The 22,424-nt window shown below is 56.0% G+C and carries 18 protein-coding genes; 1 reads left to right on the top strand and 17 read right to left on the bottom strand.

The window, feature by feature from the left end; genetic code table 11:
• Positions 1–46: 46 nt before the first annotated feature.
• Positions 47–3,205 (bottom strand): PVC-type heme-binding CxxCH protein, encoded by a 3,159-nt coding sequence (locus tag J2I48_RS14000; RefSeq protein ID WP_207336089.1) that lies wholly within the window; start codon positions 3,203–3,205, stop codon positions 47–49.
• On the opposite strand from J2I48_RS14000, the gene J2I48_RS13995 reads away from it, so the two are divergent.
• Positions 3,186–3,353, top strand: coding sequence for a hypothetical protein (locus J2I48_RS13995; protein WP_207336088.1), 168 nt, complete (start codon positions 3,186–3,188; stop codon positions 3,351–3,353). The genes J2I48_RS14000 and J2I48_RS13995 overlap by 20 nt on opposite strands.
• 48 nt (positions 3,354–3,401) lie before the next feature.
• Here J2I48_RS13995 and J2I48_RS13990 read toward each other — a convergent pair whose 3' ends face one another.
• From J2I48_RS13990 to J2I48_RS13915, 16 genes are all read right to left on the bottom strand, one after another.
• On the bottom strand, positions 3,402–4,220 hold the full coding sequence (locus J2I48_RS13990; protein ID WP_374758161.1) for a ThuA domain-containing protein: 819 nt from the start codon (positions 4,218–4,220) through the stop codon (positions 3,402–3,404).
• A 122-nt stretch (positions 4,221–4,342) separates the two neighbouring features.
• Entirely contained in the window at positions 4,343–5,506 is a 1,164-nt protein-coding gene (locus tag J2I48_RS13985; RefSeq protein WP_207336149.1) for a Gfo/Idh/MocA family protein, read from the bottom strand.
• 108 nt (positions 5,507–5,614) lie between these two features.
• Positions 5,615–6,640 (bottom strand): sugar phosphate isomerase/epimerase family protein, encoded by a 1,026-nt coding sequence (locus J2I48_RS13980; protein WP_207336086.1) that lies wholly within the window; start codon positions 6,638–6,640, stop codon positions 5,615–5,617.
• Positions 6,641–6,752: 112 nt separating this feature from the next.
• Positions 6,753–7,973, bottom strand: coding sequence for a cupin domain-containing protein (locus J2I48_RS13975; RefSeq protein WP_207336085.1), 1,221 nt, complete (start codon positions 7,971–7,973; stop codon positions 6,753–6,755).
• A gap of 26 nt (positions 7,974–7,999) precedes the next feature.
• Positions 8,000–9,016 carry an aldose 1-epimerase family protein gene (locus J2I48_RS13970; protein ID WP_207336084.1) on the bottom strand — a complete coding sequence of 339 codons (1,017 nt, stop codon included), beginning with the start codon at positions 9,014–9,016 and terminating at the stop codon, positions 8,000–8,002.
• 37 nt (positions 9,017–9,053) lie between these two features.
• The gene (locus J2I48_RS13965; RefSeq protein WP_207336083.1) at positions 9,054–9,836 is read right to left on the bottom strand and encodes a 3-keto-disaccharide hydrolase; all 783 of its coding nucleotides are present in this window, start codon (positions 9,834–9,836) and stop codon (positions 9,054–9,056) included.
• Positions 9,837–9,921: 85 nt separating this feature from the next.
• Entirely contained in the window at positions 9,922–12,648 is a 2,727-nt protein-coding gene (locus J2I48_RS13960) for a c-type cytochrome (protein WP_207336082.1), read from the bottom strand.
• Positions 12,649–12,806: 158 nt separating this feature from the next.
• Positions 12,807–14,312 (bottom strand): RagB/SusD family nutrient uptake outer membrane protein, encoded by a 1,506-nt coding sequence (locus tag J2I48_RS13955; protein ID WP_207336081.1) that lies wholly within the window; start codon positions 14,310–14,312, stop codon positions 12,807–12,809.
• A 16-nt stretch (positions 14,313–14,328) separates the two neighbouring features.
• Complete coding sequence (locus tag J2I48_RS13950; protein ID WP_207336080.1) at positions 14,329–17,517, bottom strand: SusC/RagA family TonB-linked outer membrane protein; 3,189 nt, start codon at positions 17,515–17,517, stop codon at positions 14,329–14,331.
• 99 nt (positions 17,518–17,616) lie between these two features.
• Positions 17,617–17,760 carry a hypothetical protein gene (locus tag J2I48_RS13945; RefSeq protein ID WP_207336079.1) on the bottom strand — a complete coding sequence of 48 codons (144 nt, stop codon included), beginning with the start codon at positions 17,758–17,760 and terminating at the stop codon, positions 17,617–17,619.
• 398 nt (positions 17,761–18,158) lie between these two features.
• Positions 18,159–18,590 carry a type VI secretion system tube protein TssD gene (gene tssD / locus J2I48_RS13940; RefSeq protein WP_207336078.1) on the bottom strand — a complete coding sequence of 144 codons (432 nt, stop codon included), beginning with the start codon at positions 18,588–18,590 and terminating at the stop codon, positions 18,159–18,161.
• A 21-nt stretch (positions 18,591–18,611) separates the two neighbouring features.
• Positions 18,612–18,875, bottom strand: coding sequence for a hypothetical protein (locus tag J2I48_RS13935; RefSeq protein WP_207336077.1), 264 nt, complete (start codon positions 18,873–18,875; stop codon positions 18,612–18,614).
• A gap of 2 nt (positions 18,876–18,877) precedes the next feature.
• Positions 18,878–19,540 carry a zincin-like metallopeptidase toxin domain-containing protein gene (locus J2I48_RS13930; protein ID WP_207336076.1) on the bottom strand — a complete coding sequence of 221 codons (663 nt, stop codon included), beginning with the start codon at positions 19,538–19,540 and terminating at the stop codon, positions 18,878–18,880.
• Between the two features lie 197 nt (positions 19,541–19,737).
• On the bottom strand, positions 19,738–20,022 hold the full coding sequence (locus J2I48_RS13925; protein ID WP_207336075.1) for a hypothetical protein: 285 nt from the start codon (positions 20,020–20,022) through the stop codon (positions 19,738–19,740).
• A gap of 3 nt (positions 20,023–20,025) precedes the next feature.
• Complete coding sequence (gene tssD / locus J2I48_RS13920; RefSeq protein WP_207336074.1) at positions 20,026–21,138, bottom strand: type VI secretion system tube protein TssD; 1,113 nt, start codon at positions 21,136–21,138, stop codon at positions 20,026–20,028.
• A gap of 116 nt (positions 21,139–21,254) precedes the next feature.
• The gene (locus J2I48_RS13915; protein ID WP_207336073.1) at positions 21,255–22,340 is read right to left on the bottom strand and encodes a complex I subunit 1/NuoH family protein; all 1,086 of its coding nucleotides are present in this window, start codon (positions 22,338–22,340) and stop codon (positions 21,255–21,257) included.
• Between the last annotated feature and the right edge of the window lie 84 nt (positions 22,341–22,424).

Raw genomic sequence — 22,424 nt, 5'->3', positions numbered from 1 at the left:
AGTTTGTGGGGATTAGAAGTAGCAGTAGGCACTGTCTACTGCTCACTTATTTTTCCATCGGGTGTTCTTTCAACAACGCTGTGGGCGAGTAAAAATCTTTCTTACGCTCTATAGCGGCGCGGATAAGCTTTACTTTGGCGGGGGAAATAGGTGGGGCCTCATTGCCAAACGAGTTGCGGACGTAGGTGAGCACGGCGGCCACCTCGGTGTCGTTCAGCAGCCCACCGAAGGGCGTCATCGGTACCTGACCGGGGTATGATTTGCCCATTACGTCGATAGGTCCCATCAGGCCTTTGAGGGCGAGTTTAATCAGCCGGTCTTCGCTACCCGTGACCCAGTTGGTGCCCGCCAGCGGCGGAAACTGCGACGCCGAAAGCCCTTTACCGTCGGTTTGGTGGCAGGTAGTACAGTAGCCTTCTTTAGCGTAAATCTGACTGCCTTGGTTGAAAAGTGCGAGGGCCTCACCCTTCAGCTTGGTCTTCACCACATCGTCTTTTACCTTGTTTACCCCCACGCTGTTCAGGTGCGCCACGGCGGTTTCGTGGGCGTGAACCATCCAGTCGTCCAGCGGCTTTCTGGCGGCTTCGGCCAGGATGGGCAGGCCCTTTTCTTTGCCAATCCACGAGGCCGCTACAATGGCCATCAGCCGCACCCGGCTGTTGTTGTCGCGGGCGGCCTGCATAAGCAATTCAGCCTGATCACGCACTTGATGGCCCGTGTACCGCACCACCTCTACGGCGGCGGCGCGGGCGTGATAGTCGTTGGCTTTCAGTAGCTTACGGAGTAAATTCTGGTCTACTTTGTTCAGGCCCCAGCTTACCCAAAGGCCTTCCAGCAGGTGATGCTCGTAGCGCGAGTCGGCCTTGTCAAGCCCCGCCGTCCAGGTGGTTAGCTTAGCCAGCACCTCATTGGCCGGGCGGCCACGAAGTTCGCGGCGGGTGCGGTAGCGGGTGCGATATTCGGGTAGTTTCAGGTTCTCAAACAGTTCATCAATACTAGCCCCGGCCACGTTAGCAGGCTTCACCAGCGGCCGTGCCGGGTACGTAATCCGGTACACGCGCCCGTGTGAATGGTCGCGCAGGGGGTCGCGGGCGTTGTGCTGCATGTGGCCGATGAGGATGTTGTGCCAGTCGATCACATACAGCGATCCGTCGGGTGCGAACTCCATATCGACAGGCCGAAAATTACGGTCGTCGCTCACCACCAGGTCCGCGCGGTGATGGCTCTTGTAGCCCGTGCCGTCGTCGGTCAACGTATGCTCTTTCGTGCCCAGAAAACCGATGGTGTTGTTGATCAGGAAATCGCCCTGCACCTCGTCGGGAAAATGGCGGCTCGACACAAATTCGAGGCCCGACGTAGGCCGCACCATATGGTCTTTCTCAATCAACTGCACCGACTTGTGCGTGAACTCGCCGTAGCGGGGCAGCACCGTGCCGGGCAGCATCCAGCGCACGTCGGGACTGGACGTTTCGGCGAAAAACGGCTGCCCCCAATCATCGAACGCAATGCCCCAGGGGTTCGGGATAGAGAGTTGGGCGGTGCGTTCCAACTTGTGCAGTTGGGGACTGTAACGGTAAAAACCACCGTTGGTAGCCCGGACAGGGCCATATGGCGTCTCGACGTTGGTATGCAAGAACACGCCCTCGCCTGAATAAATGGCCCCGGACGGGTCGGCGCAGAAGGCATGGCTGTTATGGTGTGTGTCGTGGTCGTCGAAGCCGCTGAGCAGGATCACGCTCTTGTCGGCGCGGTCGTCGCCGTTGGTGTCGGTAAACAGTTTCAGGTTAGTTCCCTGCGAGACATAGACGCCTTCGGGGGCGATTTCAAAGCCCAGCGGCAAGTGCAGCCCCTGCGCGAAAATGGTCTGTTTGTCGGCCTTGCCGTCGTTGTTGGTGTCTTCCAGGATCAGGATTTTGTCGTTTGGTTTAGCGTCGCCGGGGCGGTAGTGGGGGTAACTGGGCATCACCGCCACCCACAGCCGACCCTTATTGTCGAACGACATCTGCATAGGTTTCGCCAGGTCGGGAAACGTCTCTTCCGACGCAAACAGTTCGATTTTATAGCCGGGGGCCATTTTCAGCTTGCTCGTGGCCTCGGCGCCGCTGAGGTAGGTGAGGCTCCCATTTTTGTCGGGGTTGTAATTTGTCTGCACAGGCGGCAGCGTCCGGGTGTGCTTGTCGGCGGCAGCCACATCCATAGTTTTGCCCTGGTTAGCCAGCCAGATAGCGGTGTCACGTACGGCTGTCATCTCGCGCACTTTCTCGATTTCGGCGGGGTAGTTGTCGGGGCCAAACGGATTGTACCGTCGCCCGTAGACGTGTACGCCGTTGGGCACCTTGATGTCGTTGTGCCACATCCAGTTTTTTTCCATAACGGCATCGTACACCAGTTTCCGGTTAGCCTCAGCTTTAGCGGGTGTTTTGCCAAAAATCTCGTCGGTTAACAGCTTACCAAACAAGGCATAGCCGGCCTCGTTGAGCTGACAACCGTCAATAGTAAGAGATTTCCCACCACCCGCATACCAACCCTTTGACCGCGAAAATGCATCGACAAAAAGTATATTATTCTGCGCAGCTACTTCGCGCATAGCCATCGTGTACAGGAAAAGATTTTCGTTCTCTTTCTGTCCATTTGGCAAATCATAGGTTGCAGACAAATCTTCAAATGCAATGGGTGAAACCAGCACTAATTTGGGCGCTGTACTGCCATTATATTTTTGCGCTAATGTCCATTTAACAAACGCGGTTAATTCGGCTTTATAATTAGCGAGTCCGGCTTTACCCTGGAACGATTCGTTATACCCGAAAAAGGCAATAATTACGTCGGCTTTCAGGTGCGTCAGCCATTGGTCGGGCGTGTCAAAGTGACCTTCGCTGTTGGAGTTGGTGGCGTATTCGGTCTGGAATTTTTCGGCCCCAGGGAATGCCCAGGGCAGATTTCGGTTGGCGTTGGGCCGAAAACCGGGCGTATCGCCGCCGTCGCACATGTTGCGGATGTAGAGCAAACTGTCGGGGTAACGGACCTGCATTTCGGTTTCGAAATAATCATAATTCATCATTCGAGACCCCAGATTATTGCCTAATAACACAATATGCTCACCCTTTTTTATGGGTATAGTTGTTGTGTCGGCCAGTTGAAAAGCCGTTGCTGCTATAAATAATAGTGTGGCTACGAAAAGGTAGCGAATGATTAATATCTTTTTCATGTCGTGCTGTCAGGTTAGGAACCTGACGGAAGCCGGGTCGGAATGCCGCACCACCCCCGACCCGATGTATTTATTCTGCTCATCATTCTACACCGGGTCGGGGGTGGTGCGGCATTCCGACCCGGCTTCCGTCAGGTTCCTAACCTGACAGCACATAGCGCGAAGCCAACAGTAAACAGACAACAGCAAACTTTCTTCATTTCGGATGCCCATACGGTACATTAATGTCGATTTTGCCTTTCCATTTCTTCGGAACGGGCGTACCCAATTCGGCGTGGATGGCGTTGATGACAAGCCGTTGAAACGATTCTTGGCGGAAGTCTTCGGGGTGCCCTAAGGTGGTCAGGAACGTCTTGCCGCCCCATTCATTTTGCCAGGTCCAGGCCACGGGGTTGTCAATTGCCGCCTTGTCAGGATTCACCGATTTGCCCATCAGTAAGGGTACGGCCCCTTTGGCGGGGTAGTCGGGCAGGACGCGGTAGAGCCACGAGGCCGCATGAAACGGCGTAACGCCTGTGAGAATGGGGTTTTTGGCCGCTTCGGAAATGACCGTCACATCGGTGCTACTTTGGTGGCCGTAGTGCGTATGTTGCGCCTTGCCGCCCCAACCCGGCGGCGCACCAAAGGCAAACTCACCAAACGAATTCCATCGCACACGCGGGTCGCCGGGGGGGTAATTAAACGCGTGGGTGGTGGTGCGGAACCCCATCACCGGCTTCCCCGATTTCAAATAGGCGTCGATATAATCGAGTTGATCCTGAGGTAATTGTCGCCAGCGTAGAAAGAAAACGGCCAGGTCGGCGTCGCGCAGGGCTTCCAGTCCGGGCAGGTCTTTTTCACCGTTATAGTCGGGCACCGTTTTTAGCACCTTCGTTCTGACGCCGTAGTTTTTTTCCAACTCGGCAGCAATCAGGGGCAGGGTCAGTTCGCCGCTGTATTCGTGGTCGCCGGTGACGAACACTACCAGTGGTTTTTTGGCGATTTGTGCTATTGATGGCACTGACGTACTACCCATCACAGCGGCAGCAGCCAAGGTTTGCAGAAAAAAACGGCGGTTTGTGATCATCTATGTGAAGTGGTGTTTACTGTTTTTTATCGCTACAGTCTACTATATACAAACGTAGTATATCCTCACGTTTACCCGCCCATCGCCGTAACGCCGGTGTCTTGCCAGCTACGTGACCGGGCCGACTCCAGCACGGCTTCGCAGACTTTTTGGGTCTCCAGCGCATCGCGGAAGGTGGGGGCGCAGGGGGTGCCGTTGTCCAGACTCTTCATAAAATCGGCTACCTGATGCGTAAATGTGTGTTCGTAGCCAATGCTCGTGCCCGGAATCCACCAGCGGTTCATGTAGGGCTGATCGCCGTCGGTCACCAGGATCGACCGCCACCCGCGCACCGTCGACTCATCGCTGTGGTCGAAATACTCCATCCGGTTCATGTCGTGCAGATCCCAGCGGATAGACGCGTGTTCGCCGTTGATTTCAAACGTGTAGAGTGCCTTGTGCCCACGGGCGTAACGAGTGGCCTCGAACAAGCCGAGCGACCCGTTCTCGAAGTGGCAATGGAACAGACAGGCATCGTCGATTCCTACGGGCTGCACTTTGCCGGTGAGTTGATGCATCCGCTCTTTCACAAACGTTTCCGTCATAGCCGACACGTCTACGATGCTGCCATTCAGCCACATCGCCGTGTCGATGCAGTGCGCCAGCAGATCGCCCGTCACGCCCGAACCGGCCGCGTCGGCGTCGAGGCGCCAGAGGGCGGTTCCACCCTGCGGAAGGTCGGCGTTGATAGTCCAATCTTGCAAAAAGTTGGCCCGGTAGTGAAAAATCTTGCCCAGCTTGCCCGAATCGACGATTTGCTTCGCCAGCGTTACTGCGGGCACACGGCGATAGTTATACCAGACGGTGTTGGCCACGCCTGCTCTTTCCACCGCCTCGACCATGCGCATGCCCTCGGCTACAGTACGAGCAAGGGGTTTTTCGCACAAGATCATCTTGCCCGCTTCCGCCGCTGCGATGGCGATTTCGGCGTGGGTGTCGTTGGGCGTGCAGATGTCGATGGCGTCAACGTCGTCGCGGGCAATGACCGCCCGCCAGTCGGTTTCGTAGGCGGCGTAGCCCCACTGTTCGGCAAAGGCTTTTACGCCCGCCTCGTTGCGCGAACACACCACCTGCAACACGGGTGTGTGGTCCTGTTCAGGAAAAAAATGCGGCACCTGATTATAGCCGTTGGAATGAATCCGCCCCATCAGGCCGGTGCCAATCATTCCGATGCGAATTGGTTTTTTCATAGATATGGTAGTCAAGGGTCATTTGCTGCGCGTCATTCTGTGGTCATTTGCTACGCTGTCATTCAACGGTCATTTGTAGAACCACCGAATGACAGCGCAGCAAATGACTAATTTTTATTCCCTCCACCCATGCAAATCCCTGACTTTGAGCATGGTGGCGAGGATGTCGTTCCAGGTTTGGGGATTGGTCATGACGGCGTTGGGAAACATGCAGCCGTCCCAGCAGATGTGTCGGAAGGCCTTGGTGAGTACCCCGTTTTCGTCGCGGAGCCAGTAACCCGCGTCGTTGGCCACGTCGAGTTTTCCGTTGGGGTCGAGCGCCTGACAGTGCCGCCCTGTTTTGTCATGCGAACCAGAGCCGAAGACGGTACCATCGTTCTGAGCGACGTGAAAATCAATCGTCCAGGGGCGTAGGGCGGCGGTGAGGGTTTTGAGCGCATCAGTCAGCACGGCGCGGTCCTGCCAGTCGTAATTTTCGGGCAGAATCCGGTCCTGTTCGCGGTTGTAGCCCATGGTGTAGAGGAGCGTGTGTGACATGTCGGCCTGGAAACCCATGTTCGGGCGGTCAACGGCTTCGAGGGTGTCGATCATGGTGCGCCAGCTTTGCATGCCACCCCAGCAGATTTCACCCTCGGCGGCCAGCTTTTCGCCGTAATCGGCCGCCACGTCGCAGGCTTCGCGGAAGGTCTGGGCAATGAGCTTGGTGTTACCGGCCGGGTCGGCATCCCAGTCCTGCGGCGAGCTGGACGAGTCGATCCTGACCACGCCGCCCGGGCGAACGCCCAACTCGCGCAGCCGTTGCCCGAAATGGCAGGCTTTACGCACCATCTCTACAAACTGCGCCCGCTCGGCTGCTGTACCCATGGCGGGGTTTCCCCAAATGGGTGCCACCAGCGAACCGATTTCCAGACCATAGCCCGATACCTTGTCGGCCAACCGTTTGATGTCATCGTCTGACCCGTCGATGCTGATGTGCGGGTCCATCAAACCTAGATCGACACCATCGAATTTGGCCCCGTCAACGTCCGCCGACGCGGTCATTTTCAACATATCATCAAACGAGATAGGTGGCTCAGAATCAGGACCTTTGCCCACCAGGCCGGGCCAGGTGGCGTTGTGTAGTTTAGGATAATTGTTCATAGTAGTAAGGAGCAAAGAGCATAGAGCTAAGAGCAGAGGGCTAAGGGCAGAGAGCAAGCGCTACGTGTGCTTTTACTTTTGGCCTGCACCTCTCTGCTCTTAGCTCTTTCCTCTACGCTTTTAAATCTGGGTTGTTGGGTCCGAAATGTTTGAGCATCACGATAGGGTCGGTATTGGAGGGGTTGGTGATCACGACGCCCGCCATGGCCGCTTTTTCGCTCACGAAAAACTCGTCGTTGGTGAGTTGGCCGTAGCGGATTAGGGCGGGGGTTTCAATGTCCCAGACGCCCATTTTGCCGTGGCCCTGCATCACGATCAGGCCGTAGGCGGCGCTGTCTTTGATGGTCACGGTCTGCCCCGGCATCACAGTCAACTCCTTGGCGCTGAAGTCGTTGGAGAGGTAGCACACCCAGTTTTCGACGTACCCGGCGGCTTCCATGTCGGCTTGGTCATGCACCGGTTTGGGTACCATATAGCGGTTGGCCATCATGTGGGGGTCTACGTTCAGGTCCCAGTCGATGGCTTCCATGAGCAGGTCGTAATCGCCGATGCGGTCCTGGGGTGTGCCATTCCAGAGCAGTTCTTCGGGCACAATGGCCTCATTGACAAGCGACTGGTACATGGCAAACACGTCCGACGCTTTTTGCGGCTCGTAGGTACACAGGCTACCCGGCGCGTGGAGCAGGCCGGGGGGCACGTCCCAGCCCGTGCCGGGTTCGAGGCGGTAGGCCATCGAATAGTTGGTAATCTTATTGTCGCCCTTGGTGAAGTTCATCAGGCACTCTTTGATCTGCTCTTTGGTGGTGCCGGGGGCAATGCCGATAAAGGTGTAGGGGAAGTCGCCGCCGTGGTTGTTGAGTTGCGGCGGGAAATAATACGCCTCCGGTTTGCCCAGTTGCCCAATTAGCGCAGCCTGCTCGTCGTTGTGGTGGAGGTGGTGCGGCAGCGGCCCCATATTATCGAAAAACTTCGAATACATGGGCCAGCTTTTGTGCTCATTCCAGAGCCGGTCGCCGATGAGGTCACCCTGAAGCTCGTCGATAGCGTCTTTAAGCAAAAACTGCGTTTCCTGCCCATTTTCGCCGAAAACGACCATGCTCAGACCTTCATTTTCGCCCGTCAGCGGTCCGTTTTTCGCGGGTGTCGTCGAGGATAGCCAGCGTTCATCAATGCCGCCGCGAATGCCGCCAAGCACATAATAATCATCCGGGTGCAGCTTGATGCGCCGACCGGGTACGCAAAACGAACGGGGCACCCACGTAGGGGCTAATCGGAGAATGCCCTGTCCCTGTTCAAGGGCTTTGTGGGCAAGGGTTTGTGTTGTTGTTTCCATAGTTGAAGGGTTTACCCGGCTGAGGCTTACTGCATTACATCTATCACCAAATCATACGTTTTACTGGTGCCTGGTTCAATAAAAATAAGCGTCTTGTTTTCCCGCGCCTGGGCTTGGCCAATCAGTGGATGCGTGCTGGGTTCGAGAGCTGTTACGTACTCGCCCCGGCCCCAATGCTGCCAGTTGATAAGCCACGGCAACTGCGCTTTCTGGAACGAAATCGACACCGTCAGGCCCAGCATCGAGTTGTGCAAACCCGCTCGGCAATGACCCGTATTATTGGCAATGGGGTCAATGATGGCGACGGCCTCACTCGTGCCTGAGTGACTTTCCAGGGGCGCAGGGCAGGTTTTAAAGTCGTTCTCATCGTTGAATGTGTCGGCGTTGATGCCTCCTTCGCGGGCGTGCCAGCTACCTTCCCAAAGCAGTTTGGTGCCCTCGTCTACCAGCGGCCAGCCGAAGTTGAGGTGGTAGAGCAGCATGTGCGGCGCGGGGGTGTTGGCCCGGTTCGTTACCTCGTCGTGAATACGTATCTGAGCCTGCCCCAGCGTGCCCGAAATGGTGCGGCGCAGTTCGAGGCTAGGGCCGAACACGGTGGTCTCGCGCATAAACCCCGTGATACTGAAATCGGGCTTGCCCGCCACCGGGTCAGGCTGGATGATCGACTCAATTTCGGCGGGGATGTTGCTGATGAGGCCGTGCAAACCGCGCTGCCCGTAGGCATCTTCTTCGGGACCACCCACGTGCGAGAGGCCACACGTTACCAGCAGCCCACCGCCAAAGGTGCGGAGCCATTGCAGCCCACGATCCGTAAACGGTTGCGGCGGTGTAACGCCCGAATGGCTCAGCCACGCCAGGCTATGCTCATTGTAAAACGCCTCGGCAATGTCCATCGCCCGGTCCAGGACCACCTTATACCGTAATCCTGTACCGGTATTGATCCAGGCCACGCGCACCCCTCGCCCCGCACCATTGTCCAGCACCGCCGTTTCAATACCGCCCAACTGCGCGTGGTGGCTTATTTTGTTTGTCCAGGGATTCATGGAAGGGGGGATACACCCCACCCCTAACGGGGAGGGGTCAGGGGTGGGGTAACGTTTTCAACATTAAATTCCGATACTGCACTTTCATGGGTGGGCCGACGTGGACCTGTACGCCGAGCAGGCCTTTGCGGCGGCCGTTGACGGTATCGTCGTCGGTGACGTCGCTCATGAGCAGGTCGTTGATGTAGTGTTGGAGGTGGTTGCCCTTAATCACCAACCGGAACGTATTCCAGTTTTCGGGTTTTATGAGCGTCTTCAGCGAATCAGAACTGCCGAGCGATCCGGTAACGTTGAGGCCGGTCCAGGCGTTGTTTTTCACACCTGCGCGCACGGCTTCGGGCGTATCGGCGCCGGTAAAAGGCGCAATCGTGGTTTTCTGCCCGCGATAGGCCAGTGTGGTCCGGCGGCGCTCTTCGTAGTTCTGACCCGTGTAGCGATTCTGCCCGTCGATATCGGCCTGATAGCCACGCAGAGCGAAGGGTGGGTCGGGCAGTTGGTCGCTGCGGTAGTTGATACCGGAGTTGCCATTGGCGGTGATGTTGAATTCACCTTTGAACTCAAAATCAGCCGGTTCACCGCCGCGCCAGATAATAAACGAGTTGGTTTTCAACAACGTCGTCGGCGTGATCTCGCCCACCAGCGCCCCGTTTTCTACCCGCCAATACGTCGGATCACCGTCCCAACCCTTCAGTGTCTTCCCGTCGAAAATTTGGACAAAGCCGTCTTTTCTGCTGGATCTTTTCTGCGAAAAGCCGGGGATAGTAAGCAGGAGTAGGACGAGTGCCCAAAGAGGGGAAGGGTTCAGTGTTTTTATGTGCATTAGGGGTAGTGATTTATAATTTGCAGTGCGTCAGCCACTTGCGCTAGCAGGCCCCCCTTAGGGCGGGGGGTTACGCCGACGCCACTCATTTCCCTTTCCCGCTATCACCTGCTTTGTACACGTCAGCGTTGGGGTTACCACCCGATTTTAGGTAGGCAATCAGGTCTTTCAACTCACTGTTGCCCAGGCTGTTGATTAAACCTGGCAGCATGATCGATTCAGTAGATACCTTTTTCGATACCACCGTTTTCTTCGCGATTTTGCGAATTTCTTCCGGGGCGAAGGGGTTCTGCGAAATGTAGTAGCTGCCCTTGTCCTCGTTCGTGAGCCGACCCAGCACCGACTGCCCATTTTTCAGGATAAAAACGCTCGACGCGTATTGATCGGAGATGGTTTTGTTGGGCATCATGATCGCTTCCAGGATGTCGCGATTTGAGAAACGGGTGCCCAGCTGCGTCAGGTCTGGGCCAATGTCGCCGCCTTCGCCGCGCATGGCATGGCACCGGCTGCACAGCACCGCCGAATAGATCTTCCGCCCCCGGTCGAAATTGCTGGCCACCAACCCGCTATCCACCACGGCCAGGGCGGTGTCGAGTTTCCAGTTTTTGTATGGGCCTTTGGGTACATAGTCGGTAGCCAGATCATTCCCAGATTTAGCCAGCAGATCGGCACCCGACAGTTTGTTGTATTTGTCGAATTGCTCTTTGGGCACGTTGGCCAGGGCCAGTTTTCGGGCTTTGTCGATGAAGCCCACGTAGCTGCGACCACCCTTGTAGCTGAACGCGTTGGCGAACCAGGCGAAGTACTGATCGCGCAGGGCGGGGGTCCAGCCCGTTTTCTGGCTGCTCAGCATCACGGCATAGTAGGTCTGCTGGGCGGGGGGCATTTTCTTCAGCATCTCGGCAATATCCAGCCCGTACTGCGGGTTGCGCAGAATCAGGTCGCTGGAGGCCGTCACGGTTTCGCCACCAATGGGGCCGGTGCCGTCTTCGTTTTTGAGGGCCAGCAGGGGCAACGTTTTCTCGATCACGCCCGGTGCTTCCAGCGAAATCAGCAGTTTGCTATAAAAGCGGTTCAGTGTGGCCGTTTTGGCAGGATAGCGCGGGTTTAGTACCGCAATGGCCCGTTCACGTTCGGCACCGGTGGGTACTCCCGTTCGCGCAAAGACCACCTCTATGGCCCGCAGTACGCCCAGCTGCCCTTCTTCCGAAAGTGGGTCGAGTTTCACGTTGAGCAGGGGCGTGAGCATGGCGGTGCGCAGGGCGGGGGCCTCTACAGCCGTAGTCGATGTGATCTTGCTCTGGTGGGCCAGGGCAAACATGGCCTGCGTGAGCCGCACGGGGTCGGTTTCGGCGAGTGCTTTGGCCTGCCATTGCGCCACCGGCTGATGCTCAACGGCCAGCCGGGCGGCGTAGCGCACAAACCGGTCGGGGTGGTTCAGGTGGGGCCAGGCTGCTTCCACGGCCCCGGCCATTGGGGCACCGTGATAGGTCTCCAGCTTCGTTCGGATCTGGTGTTCGGCCGTAAGTCTGGGATTAGGCGTGGCGGATATTGTAGTCTCATTGCCCACGTAGGTAATCCGGTATAGATCAGACCCTAACCGGCGACCACCCGTCAGAAAATACATAGCCCCGTCAGGGCCAATGAGTCCGTCGGTGAGGGGCAGCGGCGAGCCGGAGATGAACTCTTCGGCAGTGGCGCTGTAGGTCGATCCTTTGGGCTGTAAGTGCACGGCGTATACAATGCCGAAGCTCCAGTCGAACGCGAAAATGGCTTTCTGATATTTGGCCGGAAACCGCGATCCGCGACCCGCAAAAACGCCCGTGGGTGATCCCTGCCCCATATTCAGCACCGCAGGCAGGCAGTCGGCAAAGCTCGGCGACCAGTTGGAGGCCGAGGTGCGCCAGCCAAATTCGGCCCCGCTCGTGATGTGGCAAATGCGCGTGGGCTTATACCAGGGCAGGCCAAAATCCCACTCCATATCTGAGTCGTACCCGAAAATATCGCCCGCGTCGTTGAAGGCGAAATCGAAGGTGTTGCGGAAGCCGCCGCCCATAAACTCCCAGGTCTTGCCTTCAGGATCGATCTTGGCCAGCCAGCCGCCGGGAGCCATGCGGTCTACAGCGTGGCCACGCGGGTCGCGAATGGCCGGAAACAGGTTGTCTTCCTGCCAAACGGGCGGCAAGCGGTAGGCATCCAGTTTAGGTACGTCGGTGAAGTTGCCGCACATGAGGTAGATCGACTGCTTGTCGGGCGAGAGCACCATGCTGTGGGGACCGTGTTCGCCTTCACCCTTCAGCGATTTCAGCAGCGTGATTTTGTCCAACTCATCGTCGCCGTTGGTATCCTGCAAGCGGTAAAGGCCACTGCCCTTCGAGAAGGTGGTGTCTTTGTTGTGATTCACCATTACGTACAGGCTGTTGAACGCCCAGAGCAGCCCCTGTGCATAGCCCATACCCAGCTTGGTTTTGCTGGTGTCGGATGGCGACTTTAAACTAATCGCCAGCTTCTCGACGGTGGGCTTCTGCTGCCCTGACCCTGCCGGGGGAATGGTGAGCCGATACAAAAAGCCGTACTGATCGGAGGTAATCATCCGGCCTTTGTCGTCGAAGGTCATGGCCACCCACGACCCCTCTTTGTTGTCAGATGGACTGTAGATATGCTCGGCTTTGTAGCCCGGCAGCACCTTCAGCTTGTCGAGTTTGGGGTCGTCCGGGCCTGCCTGGTTTTGCAGCGTGACCCAGGAGGTGCCGATGATCAGGAGTGCCAAAAGGGCAATACCGAGTTTGACTTTTTTACGTGTTGAGCGCATAAGTTGTTGGGCGGTTTTCAGTTTAGAGTTTTGAGTCGCTTCGGCGTAGCCCCCCGTCCTGAAGGGGGCCTTGCTTGCGTCAGCGCATTGCTGATGCCGGAGGTGCGCTGGCGCAAGCAAGGCCCCCTTTAGGGCGGGGGGCTACGCCGAAGTAAAATCTAAAAAAACGGACTTAACGCCGATTCCACGGCGGGAAGGGCATAAAACAGGTCGAGGTTGGTGAACGCGTTGGGTGGTGGCACGGCTCCTTTCGGGAAATAATAGGCCTGCGGATTGGCTTTTACCCGGTTACCATAGGCCGTAATCACTTCCTGCACCCGCCCCGTTCTGACCAGATCGAACCAGCGTTTATTCTCAAAGGCAAGTTCTACGCGTCTCTCCTGATAAATGGCTGTCCGTAAGTCGGTTTGTGACGTGGCTTTGGTGGCGGCCAGCCCCGCGCGGGCACGAACCTGATTCAGATAAGGCACCGCTTCGGCCGATTTTCCCTGTTCGTTCAGCACCTCGGCCAGGAAGAGCAGCGTCTCGGCATGGCGATACACCGGCCAGTTGTTGCCTGTGTTGTTGTGCTGCGCGTGGGGCTTGGCAAATTTCTTAATGTAGGGATACACCTTGTCTTCGCGGGCGCTCTGACTCAGCGTTACGTAGCCAACAGAGATGTCTTTGCGCTTGTCGCCCGCTTCGTAGGCGGCAATGATGTCGGGCGTGGGAATGTTGTTGTTTTCGCCCGAAATAGACTGCGGGTTCGAAGTGCCCGTGATGGGCTGCAACTCGGCAGCGGTGATGGGCGTGGGCACCACCCGGTAGATGAAGTTGCCGTTATAGCCCGCCGACCCTTCCAGGTATTGAATCTCGAAAACCGACTCCTGGTTGTTTTTGTTGCCCGACGTGGTCGAAAAAGCGTCGTTGTAGTCGGGCATGAGTGCGTAGCCGTCGTTGGTCACCACGTCTTTGAGCAATGCTTCGGCTTCGGCCCATTTCTTCTGCACAATATAGGCGTTGGCCAGCATCACCTTGGCCGTACCCGACGTTACGCGCCCGGCCTCCTGTTTGGCTTTGTTAGGCAACAGCTTGGCGGCATCGCCCGCGTCCTTGATGATCTGCGCATACACTTGATCGACCGTCGATAGCGGCAGAGGCGCATCTTCGCGGCTCGTAACGGGTACCAGGTGCAGGGGCACTTTGCCAAAATAACGGCCTAGTTCGAAGTAGGCAAACGCTCGTAAAAACAAGGCCTGCCCTTTCAGATTGGCTTTTGAATCGGCGTTGAAATCGACTTTGTCAATGAGCGCCAACACCTGATTAGCGCGGGCAATGATCTGATAATCAAGCCGAAACTGCTGTAACACAAAGTCGTTTGCCGTCACGCCGTTGGCCACCGGAATGGCAAAGTCGGCGATGTTTTCCGTGGGGTCTACCGCGCCGAAAAGGATGTTGCGGGCGTAGTACGTATTGTCGGAGTGCATTTCACCCAGCGCCCAGGCCCGTTCGTTGAAGATCGTGCGCAGGGGTACATAAGCCCCGTTGACCGCCTGCTGGAAGTCGGCCTCTTTAGTGAAAAAATTGGCTGAGCTTAAGTTCGTCTCGGGAGCCACGGTCAGGAAATCCTTGCACCCAGCCAGGACCACGCCCAGCAGACAGGTGAGAATGAGTTTATTTTTCATGGATGTAGACTTTACACTAAAAGTTAAGATTCACGCCCAGCGTATAGGTGCGGGGAACAGGGTAGTTCGACAGGTCGACGCCCTGACTCAGGTTGCCGCCGTCGCCGTTGCCGTCGCCTTGTGCGCTGGTTTCGGGGTTGGGACCGCCGGTGTATTTCGTGAAAACATACAGTTGCTGCACTGAGGCATAGAGTCGGGCCGTCTTGAACAGTCGGTTCACCGCGCCGAACGTGTAGCCGAGAGTCACGTTTTTGATGGTAAAATACGAGGCGTCGGCCAGGAATTGCGTGCTGTTCCAGTCGCGCTCAATGCCCGTGTAGTTGCCGCCACCGTTGGTGACGCCAAACTGACCAGCACCGGGCGTAATCACCCGGCCGTCGGCACCCACGCGGAAGCGATCTTTCACCCCCGCCACCATGTTAAACACCGCATCGAGGTTAGCGGTGCTGTATAAGTGCCTCACCCAGAGCTGATTGCCGTAGGAGCCTGACCCCGTCACCGAAAAGTCGAACTTGTCGTAGTTCAGGGTGTTGGTGATGCCGTAGGTGAACTTCGGAAAGGGCGAGCCAATGATGGTGCGGTCGTCGTTGTCGCCGCCGTTGGTGATTACCCCGTCGCCGTTGACGTCTTTGAGCTTAATGGTCCCCACGGCCGACCGTCCCGGAATGATGGGCGAGTTTTTGAGGTCTTCGGCGCTTTGGTAATAGCCCTGTTTCACCAGCCCGTAGAACTGCCCGAACGGCTGCCCCACCTGCGTAATATGAAACGACCCATAGACCCGGTCGATACCCGGCGCGAGCGATTCCACGATGTTGCGGTTAAACGAGATGTTGGCGTTGGTTGTCCACTTCAGCCGCCCCACGGTGTTGCGGGTGGTGAGCGAAAACTCGTGCCCCCAGAACCGGATTTCACCAATGTTATCGTTGAAATTGCTGAAGCCCGACTCCTGCGGCACCTGCACACTGTAGAGCAGGTTGGTGGTACGCTTGGTGTAGAAATCGTAGATGAACTGCACCCGGTCATTGAACAAACCCAGGTCCAGCCCCACGTCGAACTGCTTGGTGGTTTCCCAACCTAAGTTGCTGTTGGCCAATGAGGTAACCACTGCGCCCGTGGCTACGTTGTTACCAAAAACGGCGTTGACGGTGTTGTTAACCAGGGCATACTGGGTGTAATTGCCGATGTTGTTGTTGCCGATGACCCCGTAGCTGGCCCGAACTTTGGCAAACGAAATGCTCCTGAATTTATCAAGAAACGTCTCGTCAGACACCACCCAGCCCACCGAGGCCGAGGGGAACGTACCGTAGCGGTTGTTGGCCCCAAACCGGCTCGACCCGTCGCGCCGGATGGCCGCCGTGAAGAGGTATTTGCCCTTATAGTTGTAGGTTAGACGAGAGAGCAGCGAAGTGAGCGCCCACTGGTTGATGCCATTGAAGGTGCCGCCCCGGTTGATGTTCAGCGCCCCCTGAATAGTGGGCAGCCGGTCGTCGGCGTAGGTGTCGCCCTGGAGGCGCGTGAACTCCTGCCGGAAACTCTGGTTGGTAAACCCCGCCAGCAGCTCGAAGTTATGGTCGCCAACGCTACGGGTATACGTAGCCAGGTTCTCGTTCAGCCACGACACGTTTTCCAGACTCTGCCGGATCGACACGGCGGTGGTTGGAATGGGCACGTTGATGAAGTTGGTGGCCGTAGAGGGGTTGAAGAAAAAGAACTTCGAGTTCAGGTACTCCACGTTGATTGTTGACCGGAGCGTCAGCCCGTTGATGGGTTTATACTGGATGTAGGCGTTGGAAAGCAGGTTGGTGTTGCGCGTTTCATTGATCAGCTCGTTGGCGGCCCGCACCCAGTTGGGGTAGGCGAAGATGTTACCCGTGCTGCCCGGAAACTGGTTGAACTTCGTCAGCTCGCCGTTGGCATCATAGATGGGCATGACGGGCCAGGTGTGCAGGGCGTTGAACAAAATGCCCGTACCCCGGTCGCCGTCGGTGCGCGGAGTGTTGTCGAAGACATAGGAGGGAGCTAAGTTGAACCCAATGGCTACCTTGTCGGAGATCAGGTAGTTCGAGTTCATCCGCAACGAATAGCGCTTGTAGGTGTTGTTGAGCACCACGCCGTCCTGGTTGAATACGCCCGCCACGAGCGAGGTGTTGGACCGCTCTTTGTTCGACGAAATGCTCAGGTTGTAGCTCTGAATAGGGGCCGTACGCAACAGGGCACCGTACCAGTCGTTGTTTTTGCCTTCATACTGCGCCGGGTTCTGGAACTCGGTCGGCACGGGCCGACCCTGATCTTCGTAATATTCTTTCTTGAACTGGGCAAATTCCACCGCGTTCAGCATCTTCACGCGGCCCCGTTGCGGCACCTCCTGGATGCCCGCGTAGGCCGTGAAGCCAACGTTGGTCTGGCCGGGCTTACCCTTTTTGGTCGTGATGAGGACCACGCCGTTGGCCGCCCGCGACCCATAGAGCGAGGTAGAGGCTGCATCTTTCAGGATCGAGAGGTCGTCAATTTCGTCGGGGTTCAACTGGGCAATGTTGCCCGTGATCGGGAAGCCGTCGACCACATAGAGCGGGTCGCTACCGGCCGACACCGACACCTGCCCCCGGATGCGGATGGAGATGCCCTGACCGGGTTTGCCGGTGGTCTGGTTGATCTGCACGCCCGCCAGCCGCCCCTGCAGTTTCTGGCCAATCTGCGACACCGGTACGTCTCTGATCTCCTGCGCACTAACGGTTTGCACAGCGCCTGTTACTTCCTTCTTGAGCTGGCTGCCGTAGCCTACTACCACAATTTCGTTTAGCGACTGGTCATCGGGGTCGAGCGTGATGGTGAGGGTGGTCTGGGTACCTACTACCACTTCCTGGCGGCGGTAACCTACAAAACTGAACACGAGCGTGGCCGTGGCGTTGGGGGCCGTGATCCGGAAATTGCCGTCGCCGTCGGTGGTGGTGCCCTGGGTCGAGCCTTTCACGATGACGCTTACGCCGGGCAGGCCGCTGCCTTTTTCGTCGGTTACTTTGCCCGTCACGGGGATATCGGCGGCGGTGGTGGGGCGGGGCAGGGCTGCTTTTGGGGTGATCAGCGCGAGTGGCCGGTCGGGAAGAGGTAAATTGTCAGGCGATAAATTCGGGTTAGGATGCTGAGTAAAACTTGTGAAGCAACTGGCTACCAAACAGAGTACTACAAACTGGCAGAGCTTTTCCATGGCGTTGCTGTTCTGGTTTGGGGTTGAGTATAAAATGGTGAGGCTTCTCACCATCATGGCCCAAAGATTACCAGCTACTACCCTACTACTTTCCCATACTTACCTAATTTTTGGAGTTATTAAATTTTTTGTGTAACTATTTGAATACAAATCGAATTTCAGGTCAACGGCATCTTCCAGCAGTCTCGGTACGCCCTTGCGCACCACGGCATAGTCGTCAGCAATAAATATTCGGATAGACATAGCGTTGATTGGTTGATTGTCATTGGTCATTTATTTCACCATAAGATGAACCTACCGGCGGGCATCGTGTCGCCGGGAAGCTTGCAGCGGGTGCTGAAACTGGCCTATGAGGCGTGGGTACGGCGGGTGCGGTTTGAGTCGGTAACAGTTGCTGATGACCGTCTACGGCGAAGAGATGCGACCCCTGGAAAAGGCGTTAAGGGCGGGCGATATCACCTATGAGGTAGATACTGACCTGCACCCCGACATCATCAGTTTTTCACCAGAAACCTGAACTTCATCGCCTCGCCCGAGCCGCATTTCTAGTATGTCTATATCTGTCGAAGCGAAGAAATACAGCGCGAACTGGTCTACACCTAGGGTAGGGGGCGTGTGGGTGATGCCTGCCCCGTGGCTCTCTACCGGCCAGCGGAACGCCGCCCGGTGTTGTCATGCACCACCGCCCCGACGGCCACCCGCTGGGGGGAGATGACAATGCTGGTGAGCAGGGGGCCGCTGCCCGTGGCCGAGAAATGCACCCCCATATCCACGCAGTAGGCGTTGAAGAAGGAGCGGTCCGCCGCCGCGGTGGTCTTGAGCTTGGCTTTGGTGTCTTCGCGGTAGAGGTGCACAAAGCCGTCGTGCTGCCTCGTGGGCGAGAGCATCCAGTCGGTGAGCACTGTGTCGGTCTGGGGCGGCGAATGTAGCTCAACAGTGATGGTGCCCCCCTGGGTGAGCGAGGCGGGGCGGCCCAGGGCGTCAGTCTGCTGGTGGATGAAGAGGTCGTAATAGGTCAGCGGATACCTGCTGCCCCCCACTTCCAGATACGCCGAAAAGACATGATATATCAAACTAGGCCGTAATAGATTTTATCACCCCACGTAGCCACTTTGTGTCATTATGTATAATATTTCACCCTTAGAGTCGCTGATATACATGAAATGATCATGCTGGTCGAAAAGGCTTGGTGGGGTGACGTATGATACAATCCATACAGAATCGATTTGACCATCTCTAAGTGGTTTGTTCTCCACATATCTGGCTTGAAATCCTTCTAATGGGTCGAATCCCATTTCGTGAGTTTGAAGAGCATGTGCTGCCATTTTGATGGCATCCTGTTCTGTTAATTGTGGCATGGCTATAGTTTAGTAACTTGTTCAAGGCCCAGTTTGCTACGAATATCATTTATGTAATCCGTAGCGTGTTCAATCTCACGTTTTGTTAATTTTTCTTTGTGCTTCATCAATTGTTCGAAAACATGAGTTTCTTTTTCTAATCTATTTAATTTTCCATAAGCATCTTTGCCAAGCTCTGCGCAATGTTTGGCATGAGTTAGCTCATGAGTGACCTCATAAGCAGTAGCTCCTTTGCGCACAAACAATTTGTTTATGTGCGCCTGAAAGCCAGCTTGAGCATTAGCAGCGTCCATCATTCGTAGCATTGCCTTGTCTCTTACCACCTCCAGCTCAGCGCCCAACGCTTTAGCCTGCTTCTTAAATGCCTGAAGCTGACGACGGTTTAAGCGCGGACTACCCAAGAAGCCGGTACTGCCCCGTTGCAATTTACCCGCCCATTTGTTGCCTACTTCCATCAAGTCCAACTTCCCAAACTTTTTGAGTTGTTGCACTCGCTTGAAGGAGAGCACTTTCAAGGCACGTTTACCCAGCTTAGCCACGCTCGCTACATCACCCACCAGCGGAACAGCAGCAAAACCACTTAAGGCTGCATTGGAAAAATCACCCTCGGCAGCATAGATCGCTGCATTGATCAGATCAGGTACTATACCAAGACCAGGAATCACACCCGCTGCATCGAGCAGCGTGTGCAGGCCTTCGCTCAGGGCGCTGGGCTCTTTGGGCGGGGTAGGGGGCGTGTGGGTGATGCCCGCCCCGTGACTTTCTACCGGCCAGCGGAACGCCGCCCGGTGTTATCATGCATCACCGCCCCCACGGCCACCCGCTGGGGGGAGATGACCAGGCTGGTGAATGATTACTTAACTCAATCTAAATTCTGAATTTTCTCAAGAACAATTTTGTCAATACCAATACGAACAAGCGACTTGTCAAAAATTTTCGTGGAAGCTAATACTCTCTCTTCGGTTTGAGCATTCTTTCTAATAGGTATCTGTTCTCCCTCAATCTCTATTTCGTCAACTAAATTATTATTCACCAACAATTTCCACTTGCCTTTTTTGATAAAGGTAGAACTTCCCTCAATAACGCCCACAAAGAAAGTTTTCCCAAAGGACATATTAAATAAGTTAGTAACGGTCATCTTTTCCATGATTTATCGGTTTTTGGCTTGTTGTAATATAGAAAAATCTCTGTCGCGCAGAGTTTTTAATATGTCGACATCTTCGTCAATTAAACCTAGTATTTTTTTATGACGTATCATAAAATCTTTTACATGCCATTCTGCAAATGGTATATCCATATCTCCCTTAATCATACCTAACTTGTGCTGAGTGCCGTGTAAAAACTCCTCTAATAAAGCAGCTTTGCTTGGATTTTCTTTTAAAAGAATATGCTCCATTGTTTCGCCGCCTACATTAGCTTCGGCTTTCATCCATTCAAGATACGCAAAATCATCTGTTCCTTCTTTGGCAATCACCACCGTACGTTTTGATGCTACTTTGTCTATCAGTGCTTTGCTTGCTTTTTCAACACCTTCTAAGCCTTCTCTAAACAAGGTTATACCTTTCTTTGCCTTACCAGTGATTCTATTCAACAACTTAGTATTGCCTACTAATTTACCAAACCTTTTAGCCAATTTAGCTGCACCAGCCACGTTGCCCGCCAAGGGAATCATCGCCGCCGCGGCCATACCTGCTTCGGCGTAGTTGCCTTCAGCGGCGTACATCAGGGCGTTGGCCCCATCTGCCAGCTCACCTACCACGGGGATCATACCCACCACGTCGAGCAGCGTGTGCAGGCCCTCGCTCAGGGCGCTGGGTTCCTTGGGCGGGGTGGGGGGCGTGTGGGTGATGCCTGCCCCGTGGCTCTCTACCGGCCAGTTGTTGTCGTGCACCACCGCCCCGACGGCCACCCGCTGGGGGGAGATGACAATACTGGTGAGCATGGGACCGCTGCCACTGGCCGAGAAATGCACCCCCATATCCACGCAGTAGGCGTTGAAGAAAGAGACGGTCTTGAGCTTGGCTTTGCTGTCTTCGCGGTAGAGGTGCACAAAGCCGTCGTGCTGCCTCGTGGGCGAGAGCATCCAGTCGGTGAGCACTGTGTCGGTCTGGGGCGGCGAATGTAGCTCAACAGTGATGGTGCCCCCCTGGGTGAGCGAGGCGGGGCGGCCCAAGGCGTCGGTCTGCTGGTGGATGAAGAGGTCGTAATAGGTCAGCGGATACCTGCTGCCCCCCACTTCCAGATACGCCGAAAAAGATGCCATACGTGCTCGCTCGTTGTCGCTATTACCAAAGATAACGTAAAGCTAGCTGTATCTCATGCATACCCCATCGGTCAAAAAGGCTATCCATTAGCCAACGGTCAAAATTGCCGGGGGCACTACACCATCAGCAGCCGCCAAACGGCTGAGATCAGCAGCAGCAGCAGGCCCGCGGGGGTGAGCACCTTCCAGCAGAGGTACATCATCTGGTCAATACGAATGCGGGGCAAAGTCCAGCGTACCCACATCTGCACCAGCACGGCCAGAAACGCTTTGCCAAACAGCCAGAACGTCCCCGTCACGTTGCCCCAGATGGTGCCCGGTTCGCCGCTCGTCCAGTCGGCCAGTCGCACGGGACCGATGTTGGGGAGGGGCGTATTCCAGCTTCCCAGAAAAAGAATGGCCCCCAGAAACGACACTAGCAGCATCATGGCGTATTCCGACAAGAACAGCAGCGCCCACCGCATCCCCGAATACTCGGTCTGGAAACCCGACACGATCTCCGATTCGCCTTCGGGCAGATCAAACGGAGCGCGGTTGCTCTCGGCGAGGGTGCAGATAAAGAAAATGACGTAGACAAACAGCAGAAACGGGTTGCGCAATATGTTCCAAGTGAAGATGCCGCCCCAGCTTGTTACGTCGATGCCGGTGGCTTTGAGGCCAAACAGGTAATTGGTCTGCGACGAGTAGATGCCCTGCTGGAAGCTCAGTTCCTGAAGGTTTAGCGTTTGCCCCATCAACACCGCACACAGGATGGCCAGCCCCAGTGGAATCTCGTACGACACCATCTGCGCCACCGACCGGATAGCCCCAAACAGCGAGTACTTATTGTTCGATGCCCAGCCCGCCATCAGGATGCCTACCACATCAAACGAGAGGATGGCCATGAGGTAGAAAATCCCCACGGCGGCCCCGGATGCCTGAAAATCGGGTGTGAGGGGCAGCACGGCATAGCCCGCAAAGACGGAGGCAAAGATGACCGCCGGGGCCAGCAGAAACAGCTTCCTATCGGCGGCGCGGGGCACGATGTCTTCTTTCTGAAGCAGTTTCAGCAGGTCGGCAATAAGCTGTAGCAGGCCCCATTTGCCCACTTCCATCGGCCCAAGCCGGTCCTGCATAAACGCCGACACTTTGCGTTCGGTATAGACGCCCACCACCACAAAACCGGTGGCAAGCAGCAGGCAGATTGGCAGGGCGATGAGCAAAGCAGCAAGTGTTGATTAGCGGTGCAAAGGTAGGGGCTATAGGAGTTGCTAACACGCTTGGCCCGTACTGATCCGTATGTATAT

The sequence above is a fragment of the Fibrella aquatilis genome, from assembly GCF_017353255.1.
Lineage (GTDB): Bacteria > Bacteroidota > Bacteroidia > Cytophagales > Spirosomataceae > Fibrella > Fibrella aquatilis.
The sequence above is the reverse complement of the archived record's forward strand: the minus strand, read 5'-3'. Positions and strand labels throughout refer to the sequence as shown.

Coding starts and splice junctions, on each gene's coding strand:
- J2I48_RS13995 (WP_207336088.1), top strand. CDS start 3,186: ATGATTAATATCTTTTTCATGTCGTGCTGTCAGGTTAGGAACCTGACG.
- J2I48_RS14000 (WP_207336089.1), bottom strand. CDS start 3,205: ATGAAAAAGATATTAATCATTCGCTACCTTTTCGTAGCCACACTATTA.
- J2I48_RS13990 (WP_374758161.1), bottom strand. CDS start 4,220: ATGGGTAGTACGTCAGTGCCATCAATAGCACAAATCGCCAAAAAACCA.
- J2I48_RS13980 (WP_207336086.1), bottom strand. CDS start 6,640: ATGAACAATTATCCTAAACTACACAACGCCACCTGGCCCGGCCTGGTG.
- J2I48_RS13975 (WP_207336085.1), bottom strand. CDS start 7,973: ATGGAAACAACAACACAAACCCTTGCCCACAAAGCCCTTGAACAGGGA.
- J2I48_RS13970 (WP_207336084.1), bottom strand. CDS start 9,016: ATGAATCCCTGGACAAACAAAATAAGCCACCACGCGCAGTTGGGCGGT.
- J2I48_RS13965 (WP_207336083.1), bottom strand. CDS start 9,836: ATGCACATAAAAACACTGAACCCTTCCCCTCTTTGGGCACTCGTCCTA.
- J2I48_RS13960 (WP_207336082.1), bottom strand. CDS start 12,648: ATGCGCTCAACACGTAAAAAAGTCAAACTCGGTATTGCCCTTTTGGCA.
- J2I48_RS13955 (WP_207336081.1), bottom strand. CDS start 14,312: ATGAAAAATAAACTCATTCTCACCTGTCTGCTGGGCGTGGTCCTGGCT.
- J2I48_RS13950 (WP_207336080.1), bottom strand. CDS start 17,517: ATGGAAAAGCTCTGCCAGTTTGTAGTACTCTGTTTGGTAGCCAGTTGC.
- J2I48_RS13945 (WP_207336079.1), bottom strand. CDS start 17,760: ATGTCTATCCGAATATTTATTGCTGACGACTATGCCGTGGTGCGCAAG.
- J2I48_RS13935 (WP_207336077.1), bottom strand. CDS start 18,875: ATGCCACAATTAACAGAACAGGATGCCATCAAAATGGCAGCACATGCT.
- J2I48_RS13925 (WP_207336075.1), bottom strand. CDS start 20,022: ATGGAAAAGATGACCGTTACTAACTTATTTAATATGTCCTTTGGGAAA.
- tssD (WP_207336074.1), bottom strand. CDS start 21,138: ATGGCATCTTTTTCGGCGTATCTGGAAGTGGGGGGCAGCAGGTATCCG.